Genomic DNA, 18,348 nt, shown 5'->3' on the forward strand with positions numbered 1-18,348 from the left:
AATTATACGAGGTGAAATATTTGGATTATAGAGTTGTATTTAAAGAAAAACTTTCAAAGATGATATTTTTAGAGATTGATAAGAATGGATTTAAAGATACAGTATGCAATGGAGCAAAAATAAACTTTAAAAATAAGGAGTTATATTTACCAATAGATATAGATTACATATCAAATAATATAAAAGATAATTCTAAGCTTTCTAATATACCAGTTTATAAATTTATAGAAGGAATGTTTTATGCCTTAGGATGTGATAAAGACTTTAAATATAATGATGATTATAAAAGTCTTATAAATAATATAGATAATTCTAAAGATATTATAAAAAGAATCATTGCAGATAAAATTAAAGAAAGTAAATATGATGATGCTTTTGTATTGTTAAAGGGATTAGCTGAAGTAGAAAAAGAAATTGAATATTATGAAAAGATATTAATGATTGGGGAATATATAAGGGAAAAAGACAGTAGCTTTAAAGAAATTCAAAAAGAAGTTATTGAGGAATGTAAAAAAGAATTCCCAAATTATCCAATGCCTTATTTTTATAATGCTATTATTTTAAGGGAAGAAGATGAGATTTATAAAGCTTTTATTGAAATGAATGAATATTTAAATAAAGGTGGAGAGAAAACAGATAATTTTATCTCAATTTATGAGGAACTTAAAGATGGAGTTGATTATGAAAAAGGTAAAGAAGCCTTAGAAGAAGATAAACCAAAAGAAGCTTTAGAAAAATTACTTCCTTTAATGGATAAGTACGGAGATAATCCTTTACTATATCTACACATTGCTGTTGCATATAGAAAGTTAAATAATAGTGAGAAGGCTATATATTATTTAAATGAAAGTTTAGCTTTAGATAGTGCTTATGTTGAAACTGTAAATGAATTAGCTTTAAATCTTGCAATGCTTGGTAATTATGAAGAAGCTATAAAATATTTTAAAAAGGCTTTTGAAGCTACTAAAAGTGTTGAAATATGCACAAATTTAATAATGTGTTATATAAACTTAAATAAAATAGAAGATGCTAAAAAACACTTAAAAATTGCAGAAAAATTAGATAGTAAAGATGAAGTTGTAATAAAGCTTAAAGAAATTTTAGGATAATCACAAAATAATATTCATCTCTTAATAAAGACAAAAAAATTTTCTTTTTTGTCTTTATTAATTTTTCAGTGATTTAACACCTATTTTATAATTTGACTAATTAATATATAGAGTGTAAAATAAATTAGTATTAATATGTAGGAAATTTGAGGTGTATATATGAAAAAAGATAACTTAGTCACAGAGACGTTTAAATTTGGCACCTATGTTGTAGATGCAGTGCTAGTTATTTTTGCAGTTTACTTATCTTTTTTATTAGTTTTTCAATTTGATCCACCAAGCTATAATATTAAGCCTTTTATAAATATAATACCTTATATAGTAGTGGCTTATTGGATTTTTATGTATGTTTTTGGGTTAAATGATTTGCTAAAAAAGAGCATACATGAAACCGTATATTCTATATTTTTAACTGTAGGTTCATTATTTATAACTACAGCTTTCATAACCTTCTTTGCAAGAGGGTTTGCTTATCCAAGAAGTGTTTTAATAATAAGTGCTTTTATGCAATTTATAATACTTTCAGTTTGGAGGGTATTAGTTTGGAAGCTTTATAGAGATTCTCATGGAGTAAAGAGATCCTTAATTATAGGAGACAAAAATATAGAAGATATTGCAAAGAAAATACTAATAAAGCAAAAGGATCTTTATAAAGTAGAGTGTATATGCTCTAGCAAAAGTAACTATTTATTAGATTATCTTAATAAAGTAGAGGTTGTTTTTGTAGCAGATAGTACAGAGCTTTCTATAAAGAAAAAAATAGTAGATTATTGTTTAATAAATAGAAAAAGTGTATATATAATACCAGATATTTATGAAATTGCACTTTTAAATTCAAAGCTTAATAGAGCTGATGATATTCCAATGTTTAAGGTGAGAAAATTAGGTCTTACTATAGAGCAAAAGGCTATAAAAAGAATACTAGATATAATAGTATCTCTTGTAGGAATTATTTTAACATCACCGATAATGATAATTGTTGCTATTGCAATTAAGTTAAAAGATGGAGGAAATATCTTCTACAGACAAGAGAGAGTTACAGAGGGAGAAAGAACTTTTGATGTATTAAAGTTTAGAACTATGGTTATGAATGCTGAAAAGCTAACAGGACCAGTACTTGCTGGAGAAGAAGATCCTAGAATAACAAAAATAGGTAAAATATTAAGAGCTACAAGATTAGATGAACTTCCACAATTTTTTAATATCCTAAAAGGGGATATGAGTGTTGTAGGGCCAAGACCAGAAAGACCTTTTTTTGTAGAGCAGTTTAAAAAAGAAATACCAGATTATAAATATAGGACTTTAGTTAAAGCTGGACTTACAGGACTTGCTCAAGTTTTAGGAAAATATTCAACAACTCCAGAAGATAAGGTTAAATATGACCTTTTATATATTAAAAATTATTCAATATTTTTAGATTTAAAGTTAATTCTTCAAACAGTAAAGATAATGTTTATGAAGGAAAGCTCAGAAGGTGTAAAGGAAGATATACCTTTAAGAAAGCTTATAAAACCAGAGGATGAAATTACAATAGATATTGATGAAAAGTAGATGGAAAATCTAGTATTGTGCTATAATTACTTAGTAAGTATAGCCTATGCTAGATTTTATTTTATATAAATATATAAAAACTAAGAGAGGAAAGAACTTTTATGGGAAAAAAAGTTGCACAAGTAATAACATTATCAGAAATGGGTGGAGCTCAAAAACATGTTTATTTATTATCTAAGGCTTTAAAGGAAAAAGGTTTTAGTGTAGATGTTATAGCTTCAAAGGGAGGAGATCTTCAAAATAAAGTGGAAGATTTAGATATTAATTTTATAGATGCTCCTTATATGGTAAGAGAAATAAGTCCCCTAAAGGATTTAAAAAATATATTATATTTAAGAAATTTATTTAAAGAAAATAATTATGATATAGTACATTGTCATAGTTCAAAAGCAGGATTAGTAGCTAGAATAGCAGCAAGACTTGCAAAGGTTCCTACAATAGTTTACACTGCTCATGGATTTGTTTTTAATGAGCCTATGAGTAATTTTAAAAAGAATATATACATAGCTATTGAATATATAGGAAGTAAATTTGGTAAAAAGATAATAGCAGTTTCAGAAAAAGATTATAACTGTGCAAAAAAATATAATTTAGGAACTGAAAAAGATCTTTATTGTATAGGAAATGCCATAGAAGAGGTAGATTTTAATTTATTAAAAGATAAAAAGGAAATGAAAAGAGAATTAGGTATAGATGATGATACTTTTGTTTTAGGAATGGTATCTAACTTTTATGAAACAAAGGGACATAGGTTTTTAATAGAAGGATTAAAAAAATTGTATGATGAAGGTTATAATTTTTATACAGTATTTGCAGGAGAAGGTCTTTTATTTGATGAAATGAAAGAAAAAGCAAAGGGATATGAAAAAATTAAGTTCTTAGGATATAGAAAAGATAACTTAAATGTAATAAATACCTTTGATGCTTTTATACTTTCATCAGTTAAAGAGGGAATGCCTTATGTTATTTTAGAGGCTATGTCTTTAAAGAAACCTGTTATTGCAACTAAGGTAGGAGCATTACCTAAGATGATAAAGAATAAGGAAAATGGACTTTTAATAGATGAAGGAGATTCATCTAAAATATATACTGTATTAAAGGATGTTTTAGACAATAAGTATAACCTTAAAGAAATAGGAGAAAATGGTAAAAAGTATGTAGATGAAAATTTTTCTTTTGAAAGCTTTATTGATAAAATATTAAAGGTTTATAAGGAGTAAAAATAATAATATGTATGTTAAAATTCTTGATTATAATGTGTTTAATGGTAGTAAGAAAGAACTTTTAGAGGTTATAGATAATAAAGATAAGGTCAATATAATATCTGGTAACCCTGAAATTTTATATACAAGTCTTAATAATGATACTTTACTTAAAAGTTTTAAAGATGACACTGCTTTAATAATTCCAGATGGAGTAGGAACAATAGTGGCATCAAAAATTATTGGGAGTCCTATAAAGGAAAAAATACCTGGAATTGAAATTATGGATAAATTATTAAAAAAGTTTAATAAAGATGGAAGGAAAGTTTATCTTTTAGGTGCTAAGGAAGAAACTTTAAAAAAGTGTATAGAAACCTTAAGGGATATCTATCCAAACCTTAATATTGTAGGATCCCATAATGGATATTTTGATTTAAATAATTGTGAAAATATTGTAGAAGATATTAAAAATTCTAAAGCAGAAGCTATTTTTATAGCTATGGGATGTCCAAGACAAGAAATATTTATAAATAAATATATATATGAATTGCCTTGCAAAATATTTATGGGAGTTGGAGGAAGTTTTGATGTTATAGCAGGGAACGTAGGTAGAGCCCCTAAAATAATGATATCATTAGGCCTAGAATGGTTATATAGGGTAGCTAAAGAACCTTCTAGAATTAAAAGACTAGGAAGTATACCTAAGTTTTTATTTATAGTGCTAAAATCTAAAAATAAAAGGAGAAACTAATGAATATTTTATTTATTGCATGTTATTCCCCTTTAATAAATAATTCAGCATCAATAGAAACTTTAATGTACTTAAATAATTTAGCTTCTATTAAAGATGTAAAAGTAACTTTACTAACAGTAGATTTTCCAAAAACATCTATTTATTATGATGAAGAAATTCTAAAAATGCTAAATAAAGATGTAGAAATACATAAATTATCTGGGGGAAAACTTTTTAATAAAATAATGCCTAAAAAATCAATAGAGCCATTAGAGGTTAAGATAGATTCTAATACTAAAGGAAATAAAAAAAATAATATTCAACTTCTAAGAAAAATAAAAAATAAAATTATATTTCCTGATATGTATTATAATTGGAGTAAAAAAGCTTCAGAGTATGGAATAAATTTAGTTAGAGAGAAAAATATAGATATAATATTTTCTATGCATGAGCCTCCTTCTAGTCATCTTTGTGCTCTTAAGATAAAAAAGCAGTTTAAAAATATTCCGTGGATTACTTATTGGAGTGATCCTTGGATGAAAGATTCTACAAGAGAAGATATTGGATTTTTAAGAAAGTCTATTGAAGGAAATATGGAAAGAAAGGTTGTAGACAACTCTGATAAATTTATCTTTGTAACAAGAGAAAACGCTGAGGACTTTAAAAGAACTTATAATATTGATGATAAAAGAGTGTTTTTGATTAATAGAGGGTATGACGAAGATACTTATATAGATTTATTAAAAGAAGACATTCCATCAAAAATTAAAAATGATAAAATAAATATTGTTTATGCAGGAGAAATATTTAAAAAGCTAAGAGATATAAATCCTTTTGTAGACTCTATATATTGGCTTAAAGAAAATGAAAGGGAGATTTACAATAACCTTAATATACTTTTTTTTGGGAATATTGATGATGAGGAAGCTAAAGAAAAATTAAGTTCTTTAGAAAATGTAGAAGTTAGTGGAAGAATACCTTTTAAAGAAGCCTTGAAGTATATGCTAAATAGTGAAATTTTATTAATTTTTGGAAATAAAAATTCAAAACAAATACCTGCTAAAATCTATGATTATTTTGGTACTGATGGATTTATAGAAGTAATATTAGGCGATGAAAAAGATCCCCTAAGGATAATAACAGAAGGAAAAGAAAAATGTGAAGTTACAATAAATAAAAAACAGTATATAGTTAAATCTCTTAAAATTTTAATAGATAAGGTTTTAAAAGGAGAGAAAAGCAAGAGACTAGAAGAATATGAGTGGAAAAATGTAAGTAAAAAACTATATTCTATTTTAAAAGGAGAGTAATTATAATGCATGTACTTATATTACCTTCATGGTATAAAACTAAGAGAAATAGGTTACATGGAAGTTTTTTTAAAGAGCAAGCCTTAGCATTACAAAAGCAAGGAATAAAGGTAACTATAGCTTTTAATGAAGTTTGGCCTATAACCTTAATTGGAAAAGTTAATGAAAAAAGAGGAATTACTGTTGAAGATGATGATGGACTTAAGGTTTACAGATATAAAGATTTTAATTTCTTTCCTAAAAACCCTTTGATGTTTAGAAGTTTTAATAAAAGATTTGATAAACTATTTAAAAGGGTAGAAAAAGAACAGGGAAAGATAGATATTATTCATGGTCATTCTTCCTTTTGGGCAGGAATTGGTGGAGCTTATCTTAAAAGAAAATATGATATTCCTTTAGTAATAACAGAACATTCTTCCTTAAAACATAGTAGATATGTAAAGGATAGTTACATTAAGTATATTGTTGATTCATATAAAAAAGCAGATAGATTAATTTCTGTAGGAGAAAATTTAAAAAAGGAACTTTATGATTTAAGTGGGAGAGAAGATATAAAGGTTATAAATAATATAGTAGACCTAAGTAAATTTTCTTTAAATAATGATGATAATAAATCAAAGGATACAGTATTTTTTAGTTGTGGATTTTTAGATATGGGAAAGGGATATGATGTACTTATAAAATCCTTCACAAAAGAATTTAAGGGAAAAAATGCTATTTTAAAAATTGGTGGAGAAGGAGAAGAAAGATTAAATCTAGAAAGTTTAATTAAAGACTTAGATGTTAAAGATCAAGTTATCCTTTTAGGAGAATTAAAAAGAGAAGAAGTAGCAGAAGAAATGAAAAATTGTGATATATTTGTTTTAGCATCAAGACATGAAACCTTTGGAGTGGTTTATATAGAGGCTCTTGCTAGTGGAAAACCAATTATAGGGACTAAAAATGGTGGTGCTGAAGAAATAATAAAGGATTATAATGGATTATTAGTACAAATTGATAATATAGAAGAACTTTCTAAAGCTATGCAATACTTAAAAGAAAATAAAGAAAAATATAATAAGTTTAAAATAAGAGAAAAATGTATAGAAAAATATTCAGAAGAGAATATAATACCTAAAATTATTAAAGTGTATAAGGAGTTATTATGAATAGTATAAAGAACTTTTTTCAGGATAATTTTTATTTTAAAATATGCTATTTAATTACAAGTTTAATTTTTGTAACTATAATAGGTGAAGTTCATGTAATATCTTCTCTATTAAGTAAAATAATGCTACTTTGGTCAGCTGCTTCTATAATATATATAATATATAAAGGAAAAGAAAATCTTAAAAGTACAGTAAACTATTTAATATTTATTTTATTAATACTACAAGGAATTTCTTTAGTAGTTACAGGAATAAGTAAAAGTGGGATAATAGCTTTATTTATAAATATAACAATATTTTTTGTTATATTTGATATTAATCTAAAGAAAAATATCATATTAAAAAGAATGAATAACTTTATAGATTTAACTACAATAATATTATCAACATTATCTATAGCATCAATAATATTATTTTTCTTAAAAAACAATATAAAAATAGGAGATAATATATATGGTTATTTAAGTGAAAAATATTTTGTGGGAATATTTGCAAATGAAAATGCTTTAGGAATTTCAGCTGCAATATGTGCCATCTTAACTTTATATATAATTATAAGAAATAAAAATAAATATATTAATATTTTAGGAATTATTAATATATTTATTCAAGGTATAATCATATTAAATTGTAATTGTAGTAATGGACAATTAATATTATTAGTTTTTCTTTGGGCAATAATATTTGTATATTTTAGAAATTGGATTTTTAGAGTAATATATTTAATAGCTTCTTTTGGAGGATTAGGATTTATAATACATAAAATAATCTCTTCCGGTAAGGTAGAAAGCTTTTTAAATGGAAGATATGCACTTTGGACTACTGCATCTAAAGTAATAAAAAATAATCTTATTTTTGGAGTGGGAGAAAAAAATTTTTTAAATAAAATGATAGAAGCAAAAACAGGAGAGCTTGCAGGTATAGAAGGTGGAGGAACCCATAATATATTCCTTCAAATAGCAGTAATATCTGGAATATTAGTTTTAATAGCGTTTATTATTTTAGTGTTATATATAATAATAAAAAGTATATTAAATAATGATAAGGTTGTAAAAGAAAGAAAAAGAGTTTTAAATTCTATTATTTTATCTTTATTAATAGCAATTCTTGCCTCTAACTTTTTTGAAGCAAATTTACTATTTATAGTAAGTTTTATACCAATAATATTTTGGAGTTTATTAGGATATATATATAAGTTTTTAGAATAAATATAAAATTTATTGTATTATTTAAAGTTTAAAAGACTATTAAAGTTTGCTTTATAGTGGACTTTAATAGTTTTTTTATTTAGGCTTTTTAAGGATAAAATTAATAAATATTTTTATTTAATGAAAATTTATGATATTATTAAAAAAATAGAAAATATAATATTAACTATTTAGGAGGGAAAACAATGAAAAAGTTAAGTGTTGAGGAATTTATAAAAGAGTTAGGCTCAAGTTCACCAGCCCCCGGTGGCGGCAGTGTAGCAGCTTTAGTTGTTGCGTTGTCTGGAGCACTAACATCTATGGTATATAGTTTAACTATTGGAAAGAAGATTTATGAAGCTTTAAGCTATGATATAAAAAATAATATAAATGAAAATTTTAAGGAAAGTGATTTGTTTTCAGAAGATAGTCTAAACTTAATGGAAAAAGACAAAGAAGTATTTTTAAAATTAATGGACTGCTATAAACTGCCCAAAAATACAGCAGAAGAAATATCTATAAGAAAGAAAGAGATAGATTTAAAAACTTATGATGCAATGATGGTACCTTTAAATCTTTTAAGGAAATCTTTGCTTTTTTATGAAAATATCAAGTTTTCAGCAAAGTATTGCAATATAAATGTAATATCTGATGCTGGAGTAGCTGCAATTATGTTACATTCTGGAATAGAAAGTGCAGCTTTAAATGTTAAGATTAATTTAAGCTATCTTAAAGATGAAAAATTAAAAAAAGAGATTAAAAATGAAATAGAAGAAAGTTTAAAGAAATCAAATAGACAAAAGGAAGAAATAATCACCTTAGTTAACCAGAAAATTCAGTGATAAGAGGAGTTAATTTAATAGATGAACAATGAAGGAAAACTAAAGAAAGCAATAAGCTTAGAGGGTATAATTTTTATTATAATATTTACAGTACTATTTAGTGCAATATCTTGGAAAATGGGCCTTACTAATATGTTTAATACAATAATGAACTCAGCCCATGATTTACTTTTAAATACAGTATTTTTTATTATGGGAATAGCTGTTGTTGCAGGGGCAATGTCTGCATTATTTTCAGAATTTGGTGTTATTGCAATATTAAATAAAATTTTATCACCACTTATGAAGCCGTTATATAATATGCCAGGGGCAGCAGCTTTAGGAATTATAACTACATATTTATCAGATAATCCTGCAGTACTTACATTAGCAGAAGATGAAGGATTTAAAAGATACTTTAAAAAATTTCAGGTGCCATTATTAACCAACTTAGGTACAGCTTTCGGAATGGGACTTATAGTAACTACATTTATGATGTCTCAAAAGAGTGCTGATGGCACTAGTTTCTTTAAAGCAGCAATAATCGGAAATATAGGCGCAATAATTGGAAGTATTATTAGCGTAAGAATAATGATGTATTTTACTAAAAAAGAATTTGGAACAGAAGACTGGGCTTTAGAAAGAGATTCTAAAGGTAAAAATTTACTAGATTATAGAGTTGTTAGAGATGGAAGTTTAGGAACTAGAATATTAGAATCTTTATTAGAAGGTGGTAAATCTGGTGTTCAAATGGGAGTTTCTATAATTCCAGGGGTTTTAATAATATGTACTTTAGTACTTATGCTTACTAATGGACCAGGACCAGAAGGAATATATACAGGCAAGGCTTATGAAGGAATAGGATTATTACCATGGATAGGTGGTAAACTTTCATTTATAATTGAACCGTTATTAGGGTTTAAAAATCCACAAGCTATTGCTTTCCCAATAACTTCTTTAGGATCTACTGGAGCAGCTATTGGCCTTGTACCAGACTTTTTGAATAGAGGGATAATAGGTGGAAATGAAATAGCGGTATTTACAGCTATGGGAATGTGTTGGAGCGGATACTTAAGTACACATGTAGCTATGATGGATGTTTTAAAGGTAAGAAAATTAACAGGTAAGGCTATTCTAAGTCATGCTATAGGTGGTCTTTCAGCAGGGATAGCAGCTCATTATATATACATATTATTTTAAATTATCTATATAAGTACATAGTAAATCAATAATATATTATTATCAAAAGCAGTAGGAACAATGTTAAATTTGAAATTTTAACATTGTTCCTATTTTAATTTTAAAAATTAATCATAAATTGAATATGATACTTAATAATATAATAAAGAAAAAAGTATTGATAAAAATTTTATAAATGGAAGAGGTGTATAAGTATAAATGGAAGATGAAATCACATTAGATATTTGTAAAATTATGAATCTACTAAAAAAAAATAAGAAATTAATAATTTTTATTACAGCAATTTTTACAACTATAGTTACTGTAACTGTCTTTTTTATAATCAAACCAACCTTTGAAACTAAAAGTACTTTAGTTATAAAAAGTAGTAATTTTAAAGAAAATGAATATTTTGATGAATTACAAGCAGCTATAGATTCCCAAAAAATAGTTAAAACCTATGGGAAAATAGGAGAATCTAGAACTGTTAGGAAACAAATTATAGATAATCTTAATTTAAATTTAAAGGTAGAAGATTTTGATAAAAAAATAGAAATATTACCGTTAGTTGACACTCAAATTTTGGAAATTACTGTAATAGATACTGATCCTAATTTAGTTTATAGGATAGCAGAAGAATTTAATAAAATTTTTATAAAGGAATGTGAAGATAAATATAATGTTGGAAAATTAGAAGTATTAGATAAGCCTATATGGCCTATAGACCCAGTAAAACCTAACAAAAAACTGAATGTTTTTTTAGGATTTATAGTAGGATTGGTACTTAGTATAATAACAGTTTTAGTAAAGGAAAATATAAATCAAAAATTAAAAACAGAAGAAGATATAGAAAAATATTTAAAATTACCAGTGATAGCAGTTATACCAGAAATAAAGGAAGATTAAAGCTATGATAGATATACATAGTCATATAATTCCTAAAGTAGATGATGGAGCCAAAACTATAAAGGAAAGTATTGACATGATAAAACTTTCAAAGGCACAAGGAACTAATACTATAATAGCAACACCTCATTATTATTTTAATAAGTTTGAAGTAAAATATTTTGAACTAAAAGAAAGGTTAAAGGAAGTATTAGAAAAAATAAAAGAAGAAAAAATTGATATAGAGATTTTATTAGGTCAAGAAATATATCTTCATAAAGATATGTTTTCATGGATTAAAGAAGGATATATAAAAACTCTTAATAATACTAGGTATATTTTAGTAGAAACTTTTCCAACATATTATGAAAAAAATAATTTAGATTTTATTTATGAACTTGGTATTAGAGGGATGGTACCAATATTGGCTCATCCAGAAAGATATTTATATATACAGAAGGATTTAACTATATTAAATCAATTTGCAAAAGAAGGATGTTTATTTCAAATAGATTCTGGAAGTATTACCGGGAACTTTGGAAAGCAAAGTCAAAAAGTTTCTTTAAATTTAATAAAAAATGGATGGGGACACTTTATCGCCTCAGATTCTCATGGAATAAATAAAAGAAGTACTAATTTAAAAACATCTTTGGAAATTGTAAAGAAATTAAATAAAGATTATTACTATATGGCTAAAAAAAATAGTGAATTGTTAATTGAAAATAAAGAAATAAAAAGTGAATTAGAATTTTTAAAAAAGAAAAAATTTTTTGTTTTTTAAAAGATAAAAAGAAAGGTTAGGAAAAAATAAATGAGTGAAAAAGTAGATTCTATAAAGGAAATTGATCCTTTTATTTTAGAAGCATATAGAGAATTAGTTACAAATATTAAATTTTCATCTTTTGATAAAAAAATAAAAACAATATTTATTACAAGTTCTATTCAAGGAGAAGGTAAAACTACAACAGCTCTAAATTTGGCAATAACTTTAGCTAAAGGTGGAGATAGGGTTTTATTAATAGATTGTGATCTTAAAAGACCTAATATTCATAAAAAATTAAATATTTCTAATTTAACAGGTCTTTCTAATTTGATTCTTGATTTTGAAAAATTAGATGAAATAATAAATAAAAATATAGTAGATAACTTAGATGTACTAACATCAGGAGAAAAGGTAACAAATACATTAGAATTATTAAATTCTAAAAAAATGTATTCTCTTATAGAAAAACTAAAAGATCAATATGATTATATAATTTTAGATACGCCCCCAGTGGGAGTAATTGCTGATGCAAAGGTAGTTTCTCAATATTCAGATGGAGGATTATTTGTTGTGTCTAAAGATAACATCAATAGAAATATTGCAATAAAAGCTAAGGATATGCTAGAAAAAGTAAATGCTAATATTTTAGGGGTTGTTTTAACAAAAGAAATTATCAATAAAGATAAAAAATCATATTATGGTTATTACGAAGAAAATAGAAAAGAGGAGGGTAAAAAAAGATTTAAATTTTTAAGGAGGTAATTTAAAATTTAAAGCTATGAAATTATTGAATGAAGAGCAAATACAAAAGGAGAGTAAAAAGAATGTAGCAGAAGAATCTTTTATATATAAAAGAAGGGTGTATTGTTTTATAAAAAGACTTTTAGATATTATTTGCTCACTTGTAGGATTAATAGTTTTAATTCCTATATTTTTAATAATAGCAATAGCTATAAAATTAGATTCAAAAGGACCTATATTTTTTAAACAAAAAAGATTAGGGTTAAGAGGTAAAAATATAAATATATATAAGTTTAGAACTATGGTTATAAATGCAGAAGAAATGATTAATAATTTTTCAGAAGAACAAAAAAAAGAATATGAAGAAAATTTTAAACTAAAAAATGATCCTAGAATAACTAAAATAGGAAAATTTTTAAGAAATACAAGTTTAGATGAATTACCACAGCTTTTAAATATACTTAAGGGAGATATAAATATAGTTGGGCCTAGACCAATAGTAAATGATGAATTGCATTTATATGGAAGTTATGCGAAGAAGTTTTTAAGTATAAAGCCTGGAATAACAGGATATTGGCAAACTAATGGAAGAAGTAGTACCTCCTATGAAGATAGAGTAAAAATGGATATGTATTATATAGATAATAGAAATCTTTTATTAGATATTAAAATTATTTTTAAAACTGTAGGAGTATTATTTGGTGATAAAAATGCTATGTAAGATTTAGGGGGCTTTTATAATATGGAATGTTTAAAAAGCATAAAAGAAAATCAGTTTAAAATATTAAAATCATTAGATGAAGATATAGATAAACATTCTAAATATAAAAATGTTTGTGTATTTGGTCAAGGGTTTGTAGGGTTACCATTAAGTTTAAGTTTTGCTCTAAGAGGGTGTACAGTTATCGGAGTGGATGTAGATAAAGATTTAGTTCACGAGATAAATTCAGGTATTACTTATCATAAAGAAAAATTTTATGAAGTTGCTATTGAAGATATTTTAAATATGGAATTAAAAAGTAAAAAGTATAAGGCTACTATAAATGGTAAAGAAGCTATGAGTAATTGTAACAATATTATAGTTACTGTTGGAATACCAATAAAGGATGGAGAGTATATTATTGATTATTTAAAAAGTGCAGTGAAAACAATAGGAAAAAATTTAAAAAAGGAAGACTTAGTTATTATAAGAAGTACTGTAATACCAGGAACAACAGAGGAGATAGTACTTCCTATATTAGAAAAGGAATCAAAAATGAAAGCAGGAGAGGACTTTTATTTAGCTTATGCATCAGAAAGGATAGCAGAAGGTAAAGCCTTTGAAGAATTTTCTAATATGCCAACTTTAGTAGGAGCTGTAAATAAAGAAAGTTTAGAAAGAGCAGAAGAGTTATTATCTATAGTTTGCAAGTCAGAAATAATTAAAGCTACAAATATAAAGGTAGTAGAGACATCTAAGGTTTTTGAAAATGTTCAAAGAGATGTTAATATAGCAATGTCTCAAGAATTTGCAAGGTTTACAGAGGCTTTAGGAATAGATATTTTTGAGGTAGTTTCTTTAGCGAATACTCACAAAAGAGTAAATCTTTTAACACCAGGCCCAGGAGTTGGTGGATATTGTATTCCTAATGCTTATCATTATATAGAGCCAAAGGCGAAGAAGCTAGGTGTAAGAATGAATATTTTAAAATTGGCAAGACAAAAAAATAAGAATGTTCCTGAATTTTTGATAAAAAAAACAGAAGAGATGTTGGAGCTAGCTGGTAAAAAAATAGAAGGTTCAAAAATTGGGGTTCTAGGTCTTGCTATGAAAGATTATTCTAATGATGATAGGGTTAGTCCTTCAATAGATATATGCAATATGCTATTAAGAAAGGGAGCAGCAGTTAAAGCCTTTGATCCTGTAGTTAATAATAAACATGATTTTAAAGTTAATTGTCAAAGTGAAGCATTAAAAGATGCAGATGCAGTTCTTATATTAACAAAACAAGAAAATATCATATTTGATAATATAAAGTATTTTAAAGAGCTTATAAAAGAAGATGCTGTAATTATTGATACAAAAGGTGTTTTAGATAAGGATGAATGTATTAACTATGGATTGAATCTTTGGAGAATTTAAATATGAATAAAATAAAAGTTCTTCATGTAACTCAGGCTTCTGTGGGAGGTACTTTAGAATATATAAAAAATTTTATAATATATTCTAATAAAGATAAGTTTGAAAACATTGTAATTTGTCCATCATATGGACCTATCAGTGACGATATAAAAAGTATTGGATGTAAAGTTATAAATGTTGAGATGTTTAGAGAAATAAATTTAGTAAAAGATATAAAATCCTGTATAGATTTAAATAGAAAAATAAAAGAAATTAAACCAGATATTATTCATTTTCATAGTACTAAAGCAGGAGCAATAGGTAGAATTATAGCTAGAAAAAACAATATTCCATGTATATATAATGCCCATGGATGGGCTTTTAGTATGAAAACAAGCACTTTAAAGAAAAAATTATATATATATATAGAAAAGTTTTTATCTAGGTTTACAGATTATATAATTAATATTTCAAAAAGTGAAAAAGATTTAGCAGAAAAATACAATATAGCTTCAAAAGAAAAAATGAAGTTAATTTTTAATGGAATAGATATAAAAAAGTTTAAAGATAAAGATACAAAGTATAAAAATAGAGAAACTTTAGAAATACCTAGAGAGGCCTTTGTAATTGGAATGGTTGGAAGATTAACAAAACAAAAATCCCCAGAGACTTTTGTGGAAATTTCTAAAGAAATAATTAAAGATATAAAAAACAGTTATTTTATATTAGTTGGAGATGGAGAGTTAAAAGAAGAAGTAGAGAAACTTATTAAAGAAGCAGGAATAGAAGATAAATTTATGATTACAGGATGGGTAAATAATTCTGAGGATTATATAGTAACTTTTGATATTGGATTATTAACTTCTTCTTGGGAAGGCTTTGGATTAGTTATAGCAGAGTATATGGCATCTAAAGTTCCTGTTATTGTATCAGCAGTAGGTGGAATTAATGATATTATAGTTCACGGAGAAAATGGTTTTAAAGTTCAGAATAATAATGTTTATGACTATTTAAAATATATAAATCTCTTAAAGGATAATGAAAAATTAAGAAAGTATATAATAGATAATGCTTATAAAGAGGTTAATGAAAAGTATGATATGGATAGAGTAGTAAAGGAACATGAAGAAATATACTCTATTTTATTAAAAAAATATAATTGTAAATTTAACAAATGAGGTTATTTTAAAGGATTTTTATAAATTATAATAGGCATACTGTTAAATAAATTAGTTTTAATTTATTTAACAGTATCATCTAAATATATTAAAGAGCAAGGATTTTAAGGAGAAGTTAATGGAGAAAAATGATTTAGTTAGTGTAGTTATACCTTATTATAACAATGGGGAAATAGCTATTAGAGCTCTAAAATCTGCTTTAAATCAGACATATAAGAATATAGAAATAATATTAATTGATGATGGATCATCTGATAACTCTTTTTATGCAATAGAAAAATTTATAGAAGATAATAAATTAAAAGATGTAATTAATATAACACAAAAAAATAAGGGACCATCAGCGGCAAGAAATAATGGAGTGAAAAATGGGAAAGGAAAATATATAGCATTTCTTGATTCAGACGATAGTTGGGTAGAAAATAAACTAGAAATTCAAATGAAACATTTAATATCAAATAGAGAGTTAGGTATATTAGGTAGTGATTTTACTGTTTTAACTAGAAGAAATAATAAGTCTTTAAATAAAGATATATTTAAAGAAATAACTTTTTACCAAAGGCTTTTTAAAAATTACTTTCATACTTCAACTGTAATAATTAAAAGAGAAGTTTTTGATAAAATAGGTGGCTTTAATGAAGAACAAAGATATGCGGAAGATCAATTATTATTTACTAAAGCCTTTAGGATAAGTAAAGGTGGGAAAATAGAAATGCCTTTAGTGAATATATATAAGGAAATGTATGGAGAATCTGGGCTTTCAAAAAACCTTAAAGTATTAGAAAAATATGAGATTAATAATTTTAAAATTTTAAGAGATGAAAATAGTATAAATGATAAGAAAATTAGTCTAATTTTGTATTATATAGCAAGGATTTTTTCCTATCTTAAATATATAAGAAGAATATTCATAACAAAAATAAGGAGATTTAAAATAAATTCTTATGGAAAAAGTTTATGATAACAATCTAAAAAATATATTGTTTATAAATGATTGTATTGAAGGGTATCCACAAATAGCCTCAGTGAGATATGAAAATATTTTAAAAATTTTAAAGGATAAATTTAATATAACTGTAGCTAATGATATGCAATATGGAATGTTTAAAAGTATATATGCTAAAGAAAATTTTAAATTTAAAACATTAGTTTCAAAATATACTTTAAGAGCAGATATGAAAAATACAGATACTAATAAAAAAGAAAGATTTATTAGGAAAACTTTTATAGTAGAGTTTTGGAGATATATAAAGAAGAATAAAATAATTTTTAATTATATAAATAGAAAATTTTATATAGATTTATTTAGATATATTGAAAATAATAAAATAGATTTAGTATTAGTTAGTGTACCTACAATATATGGATTATATATTGTAGAAAAATTAAAGAAGGAATTCCCATACTTAAAAATTATAACTGAAGCCAGAGATATATTAGATAATAATATAAGTGGTAAAAGAGAATGGGTAAATAAAGCTTCAGAAAAAATATTACTTAAAAATAGTGATGGAATAATTGCGTTAACAGAGGGAATAAAAAAACATTATAATAAAAATTTTAAAGGACCTATAGAGGTTATATTTAATGGATATGATCTAGAAAAGTATGAAGACTGTTTTCCTCAAAGTATAGGAAATAAAAAAACTTTAATATTTTCACATGTAGGATCTATATATGATGGAAGAAATTTAAAAGATACAGTAAAAGCCATAAATAAATTTGCCTTAGATAATAATAAAGAGTGTATTTTAAATCTTGTAGGAAGTTTAGATTTTAAAGCTTTAGAAGAGTTAAGAGAATGTGAAAAATTTATAAATAAGGTGAACTTTAAAATTAATTATGTAGGACCTTTAGATAATAAAAAAGCTATCAAATATATAAAAGAAAGTGATATTTTAATAATATTAACTCATAAAAATGGTAGTGATTATGCAATACCTGGAAAGACCTTTGAGTATATAGGAGCATGTAGGCCTATATTAGCAGTTACTAAAGATACTTATTTAAAAAATTTAATAGATAATAGGTATGGTCAATGTGCAGAGCATAATAGTGAGGATATAAATAGTAAAATTAATTTAATATGTAATAGAAATTATGATTTTAAACATAGGGAAAAATACTCTACAAAAAGAGAGGTTGAAGAAATATATAATTTTATAAATATTTTAACTTAATAAATTTATTAAATTAGCTTATATATAAATAAATCAGATAATATTAATTATTTAATATATAGAATTATTTTATATAGATTTAAAGTTGTTTAATTAAAAGTAGGTAGTTTATATGAATGAAAAAAAACTATATAAATTAAAGTTTAATAATTTAATCATTTTTATAGATATAATTTTAATTATATTTGGAATTTATATTATTTATAAAGGATTAATAAACAATAAATTAATTATAGCTTTACTAATCGATTTAATACTTT

Annotated in this window: 17 protein-coding genes; all 17 read left to right on the plus strand. The window is 24.8% G+C overall.

The genetic code is table 11. The features are described from left to right. Positions 1-20 precede the first annotated feature (20 nt). The 17 genes from BUA70_RS07885 to BUA70_RS07965 all read left to right on the plus strand — a co-directional run bounded on the left by BUA70_RS07885 (position 21) and on the right by BUA70_RS07965 (position 18,088). Positions 21-1,109 (plus strand): tetratricopeptide repeat protein, encoded by a 1,089-nt coding sequence (locus BUA70_RS07885; RefSeq protein ID WP_083573491.1) that lies wholly within the window; start codon positions 21-23, stop codon positions 1,107-1,109. Between the two features lie 159 nt (positions 1,110-1,268). Next, positions 1,269-2,660: a sugar transferase gene (locus tag BUA70_RS07890; RefSeq protein ID WP_072895988.1), complete on the plus strand. Its 1,392-nt coding sequence runs from the start codon at positions 1,269-1,271 to the stop codon at positions 2,658-2,660. Between the two features lie 101 nt (positions 2,661-2,761). Then, a complete protein-coding gene (locus BUA70_RS07895; RefSeq protein WP_072895992.1) occupies positions 2,762-3,880 on the plus strand; it encodes a glycosyltransferase family 4 protein in 1,119 nt (372 codons plus the stop codon). A gap of 10 nt (positions 3,881-3,890) precedes the next feature. After that, complete coding sequence (locus tag BUA70_RS07900) at positions 3,891-4,613, plus strand: WecB/TagA/CpsF family glycosyltransferase (protein ID WP_072895994.1); 723 nt, start codon at positions 3,891-3,893, stop codon at positions 4,611-4,613. Continuing rightward, positions 4,613-5,905 (plus strand): glycosyltransferase, encoded by a 1,293-nt coding sequence (locus BUA70_RS07905; protein ID WP_072895997.1) that lies wholly within the window; start codon positions 4,613-4,615, stop codon positions 5,903-5,905. Before BUA70_RS07900 ends, BUA70_RS07905 begins: the two co-directional genes overlap by 1 nt. Before the next feature lie 5 nt (positions 5,906-5,910). Beyond that, entirely contained in the window at positions 5,911-7,053 is a 1,143-nt protein-coding gene (locus BUA70_RS07910; RefSeq protein ID WP_072896000.1) for a glycosyltransferase, read from the plus strand. Further along, positions 7,050-8,261, plus strand: a complete 1,212-nt coding sequence (locus tag BUA70_RS07915) for an O-antigen ligase family protein (RefSeq protein WP_072896002.1) — start codon at positions 7,050-7,052, stop codon at positions 8,259-8,261. The genes BUA70_RS07910 and BUA70_RS07915 overlap by 4 nt, the downstream gene beginning before the upstream one ends. A 185-nt stretch (positions 8,262-8,446) precedes the next feature. Continuing rightward, positions 8,447-9,082 (plus strand): cyclodeaminase/cyclohydrolase family protein, encoded by a 636-nt coding sequence (locus tag BUA70_RS12970; RefSeq protein ID WP_072896005.1) that lies wholly within the window; start codon positions 8,447-8,449, stop codon positions 9,080-9,082. 21 nt (positions 9,083-9,103) lie between these two features. Continuing rightward, the gene (locus tag BUA70_RS12975) at positions 9,104-10,261 is read left to right on the plus strand and encodes a CD0519/CD1768 family membrane protein (protein ID WP_072896008.1); all 1,158 of its coding nucleotides are present in this window, start codon (positions 9,104-9,106) and stop codon (positions 10,259-10,261) included. 198 nt (positions 10,262-10,459) lie between these two features. Continuing rightward, positions 10,460-11,146, plus strand: a complete 687-nt coding sequence (locus BUA70_RS07930; RefSeq protein ID WP_072896012.1) for a YveK family protein — start codon at positions 10,460-10,462, stop codon at positions 11,144-11,146. A 4-nt stretch (positions 11,147-11,150) separates the two neighbouring features. Then, on the plus strand, positions 11,151-11,906 hold the full coding sequence (locus BUA70_RS07935) for a tyrosine-protein phosphatase (RefSeq protein ID WP_072896015.1): 756 nt from the start codon (positions 11,151-11,153) through the stop codon (positions 11,904-11,906). Positions 11,907-11,936: 30 nt separating this feature from the next. Next, positions 11,937-12,650 carry a CpsD/CapB family tyrosine-protein kinase gene (locus BUA70_RS07940; protein ID WP_072896018.1) on the plus strand — a complete coding sequence of 238 codons (714 nt, stop codon included), beginning with the start codon at positions 11,937-11,939 and terminating at the stop codon, positions 12,648-12,650. 16 nt (positions 12,651-12,666) lie between these two features. After that, on the plus strand, positions 12,667-13,350 hold the full coding sequence (locus tag BUA70_RS07945) for a sugar transferase (RefSeq protein ID WP_072896022.1): 684 nt from the start codon (positions 12,667-12,669) through the stop codon (positions 13,348-13,350). A gap of 21 nt (positions 13,351-13,371) precedes the next feature. Further along, positions 13,372-14,751 (plus strand): nucleotide sugar dehydrogenase, encoded by a 1,380-nt coding sequence (locus tag BUA70_RS07950; RefSeq protein ID WP_083573492.1) that lies wholly within the window; start codon positions 13,372-13,374, stop codon positions 14,749-14,751. 2 nt (positions 14,752-14,753) lie between these two features. After that, complete coding sequence (locus tag BUA70_RS07955) at positions 14,754-15,908, plus strand: glycosyltransferase family 4 protein (RefSeq protein ID WP_072896024.1); 1,155 nt, start codon at positions 14,754-14,756, stop codon at positions 15,906-15,908. A 118-nt stretch (positions 15,909-16,026) separates the two neighbouring features. Next, on the plus strand, positions 16,027-16,869 hold the full coding sequence (locus BUA70_RS07960) for a glycosyltransferase family 2 protein (RefSeq protein ID WP_072896027.1): 843 nt from the start codon (positions 16,027-16,029) through the stop codon (positions 16,867-16,869). Then, on the plus strand, positions 16,853-18,088 hold the full coding sequence (locus BUA70_RS07965; protein WP_072896030.1) for a glycosyltransferase family protein: 1,236 nt from the start codon (positions 16,853-16,855) through the stop codon (positions 18,086-18,088). The genes BUA70_RS07960 and BUA70_RS07965 overlap by 17 nt, the downstream gene beginning before the upstream one ends. Positions 18,089-18,348 lie beyond the last annotated feature (260 nt).

Origin of the sequence: Clostridium fallax, from assembly GCF_900129365.1 — a bacterium.
Taxonomy (GTDB): Bacteria; Bacillota; Clostridia; order Clostridiales; family Clostridiaceae; genus Clostridium_AH; species Clostridium_AH fallax.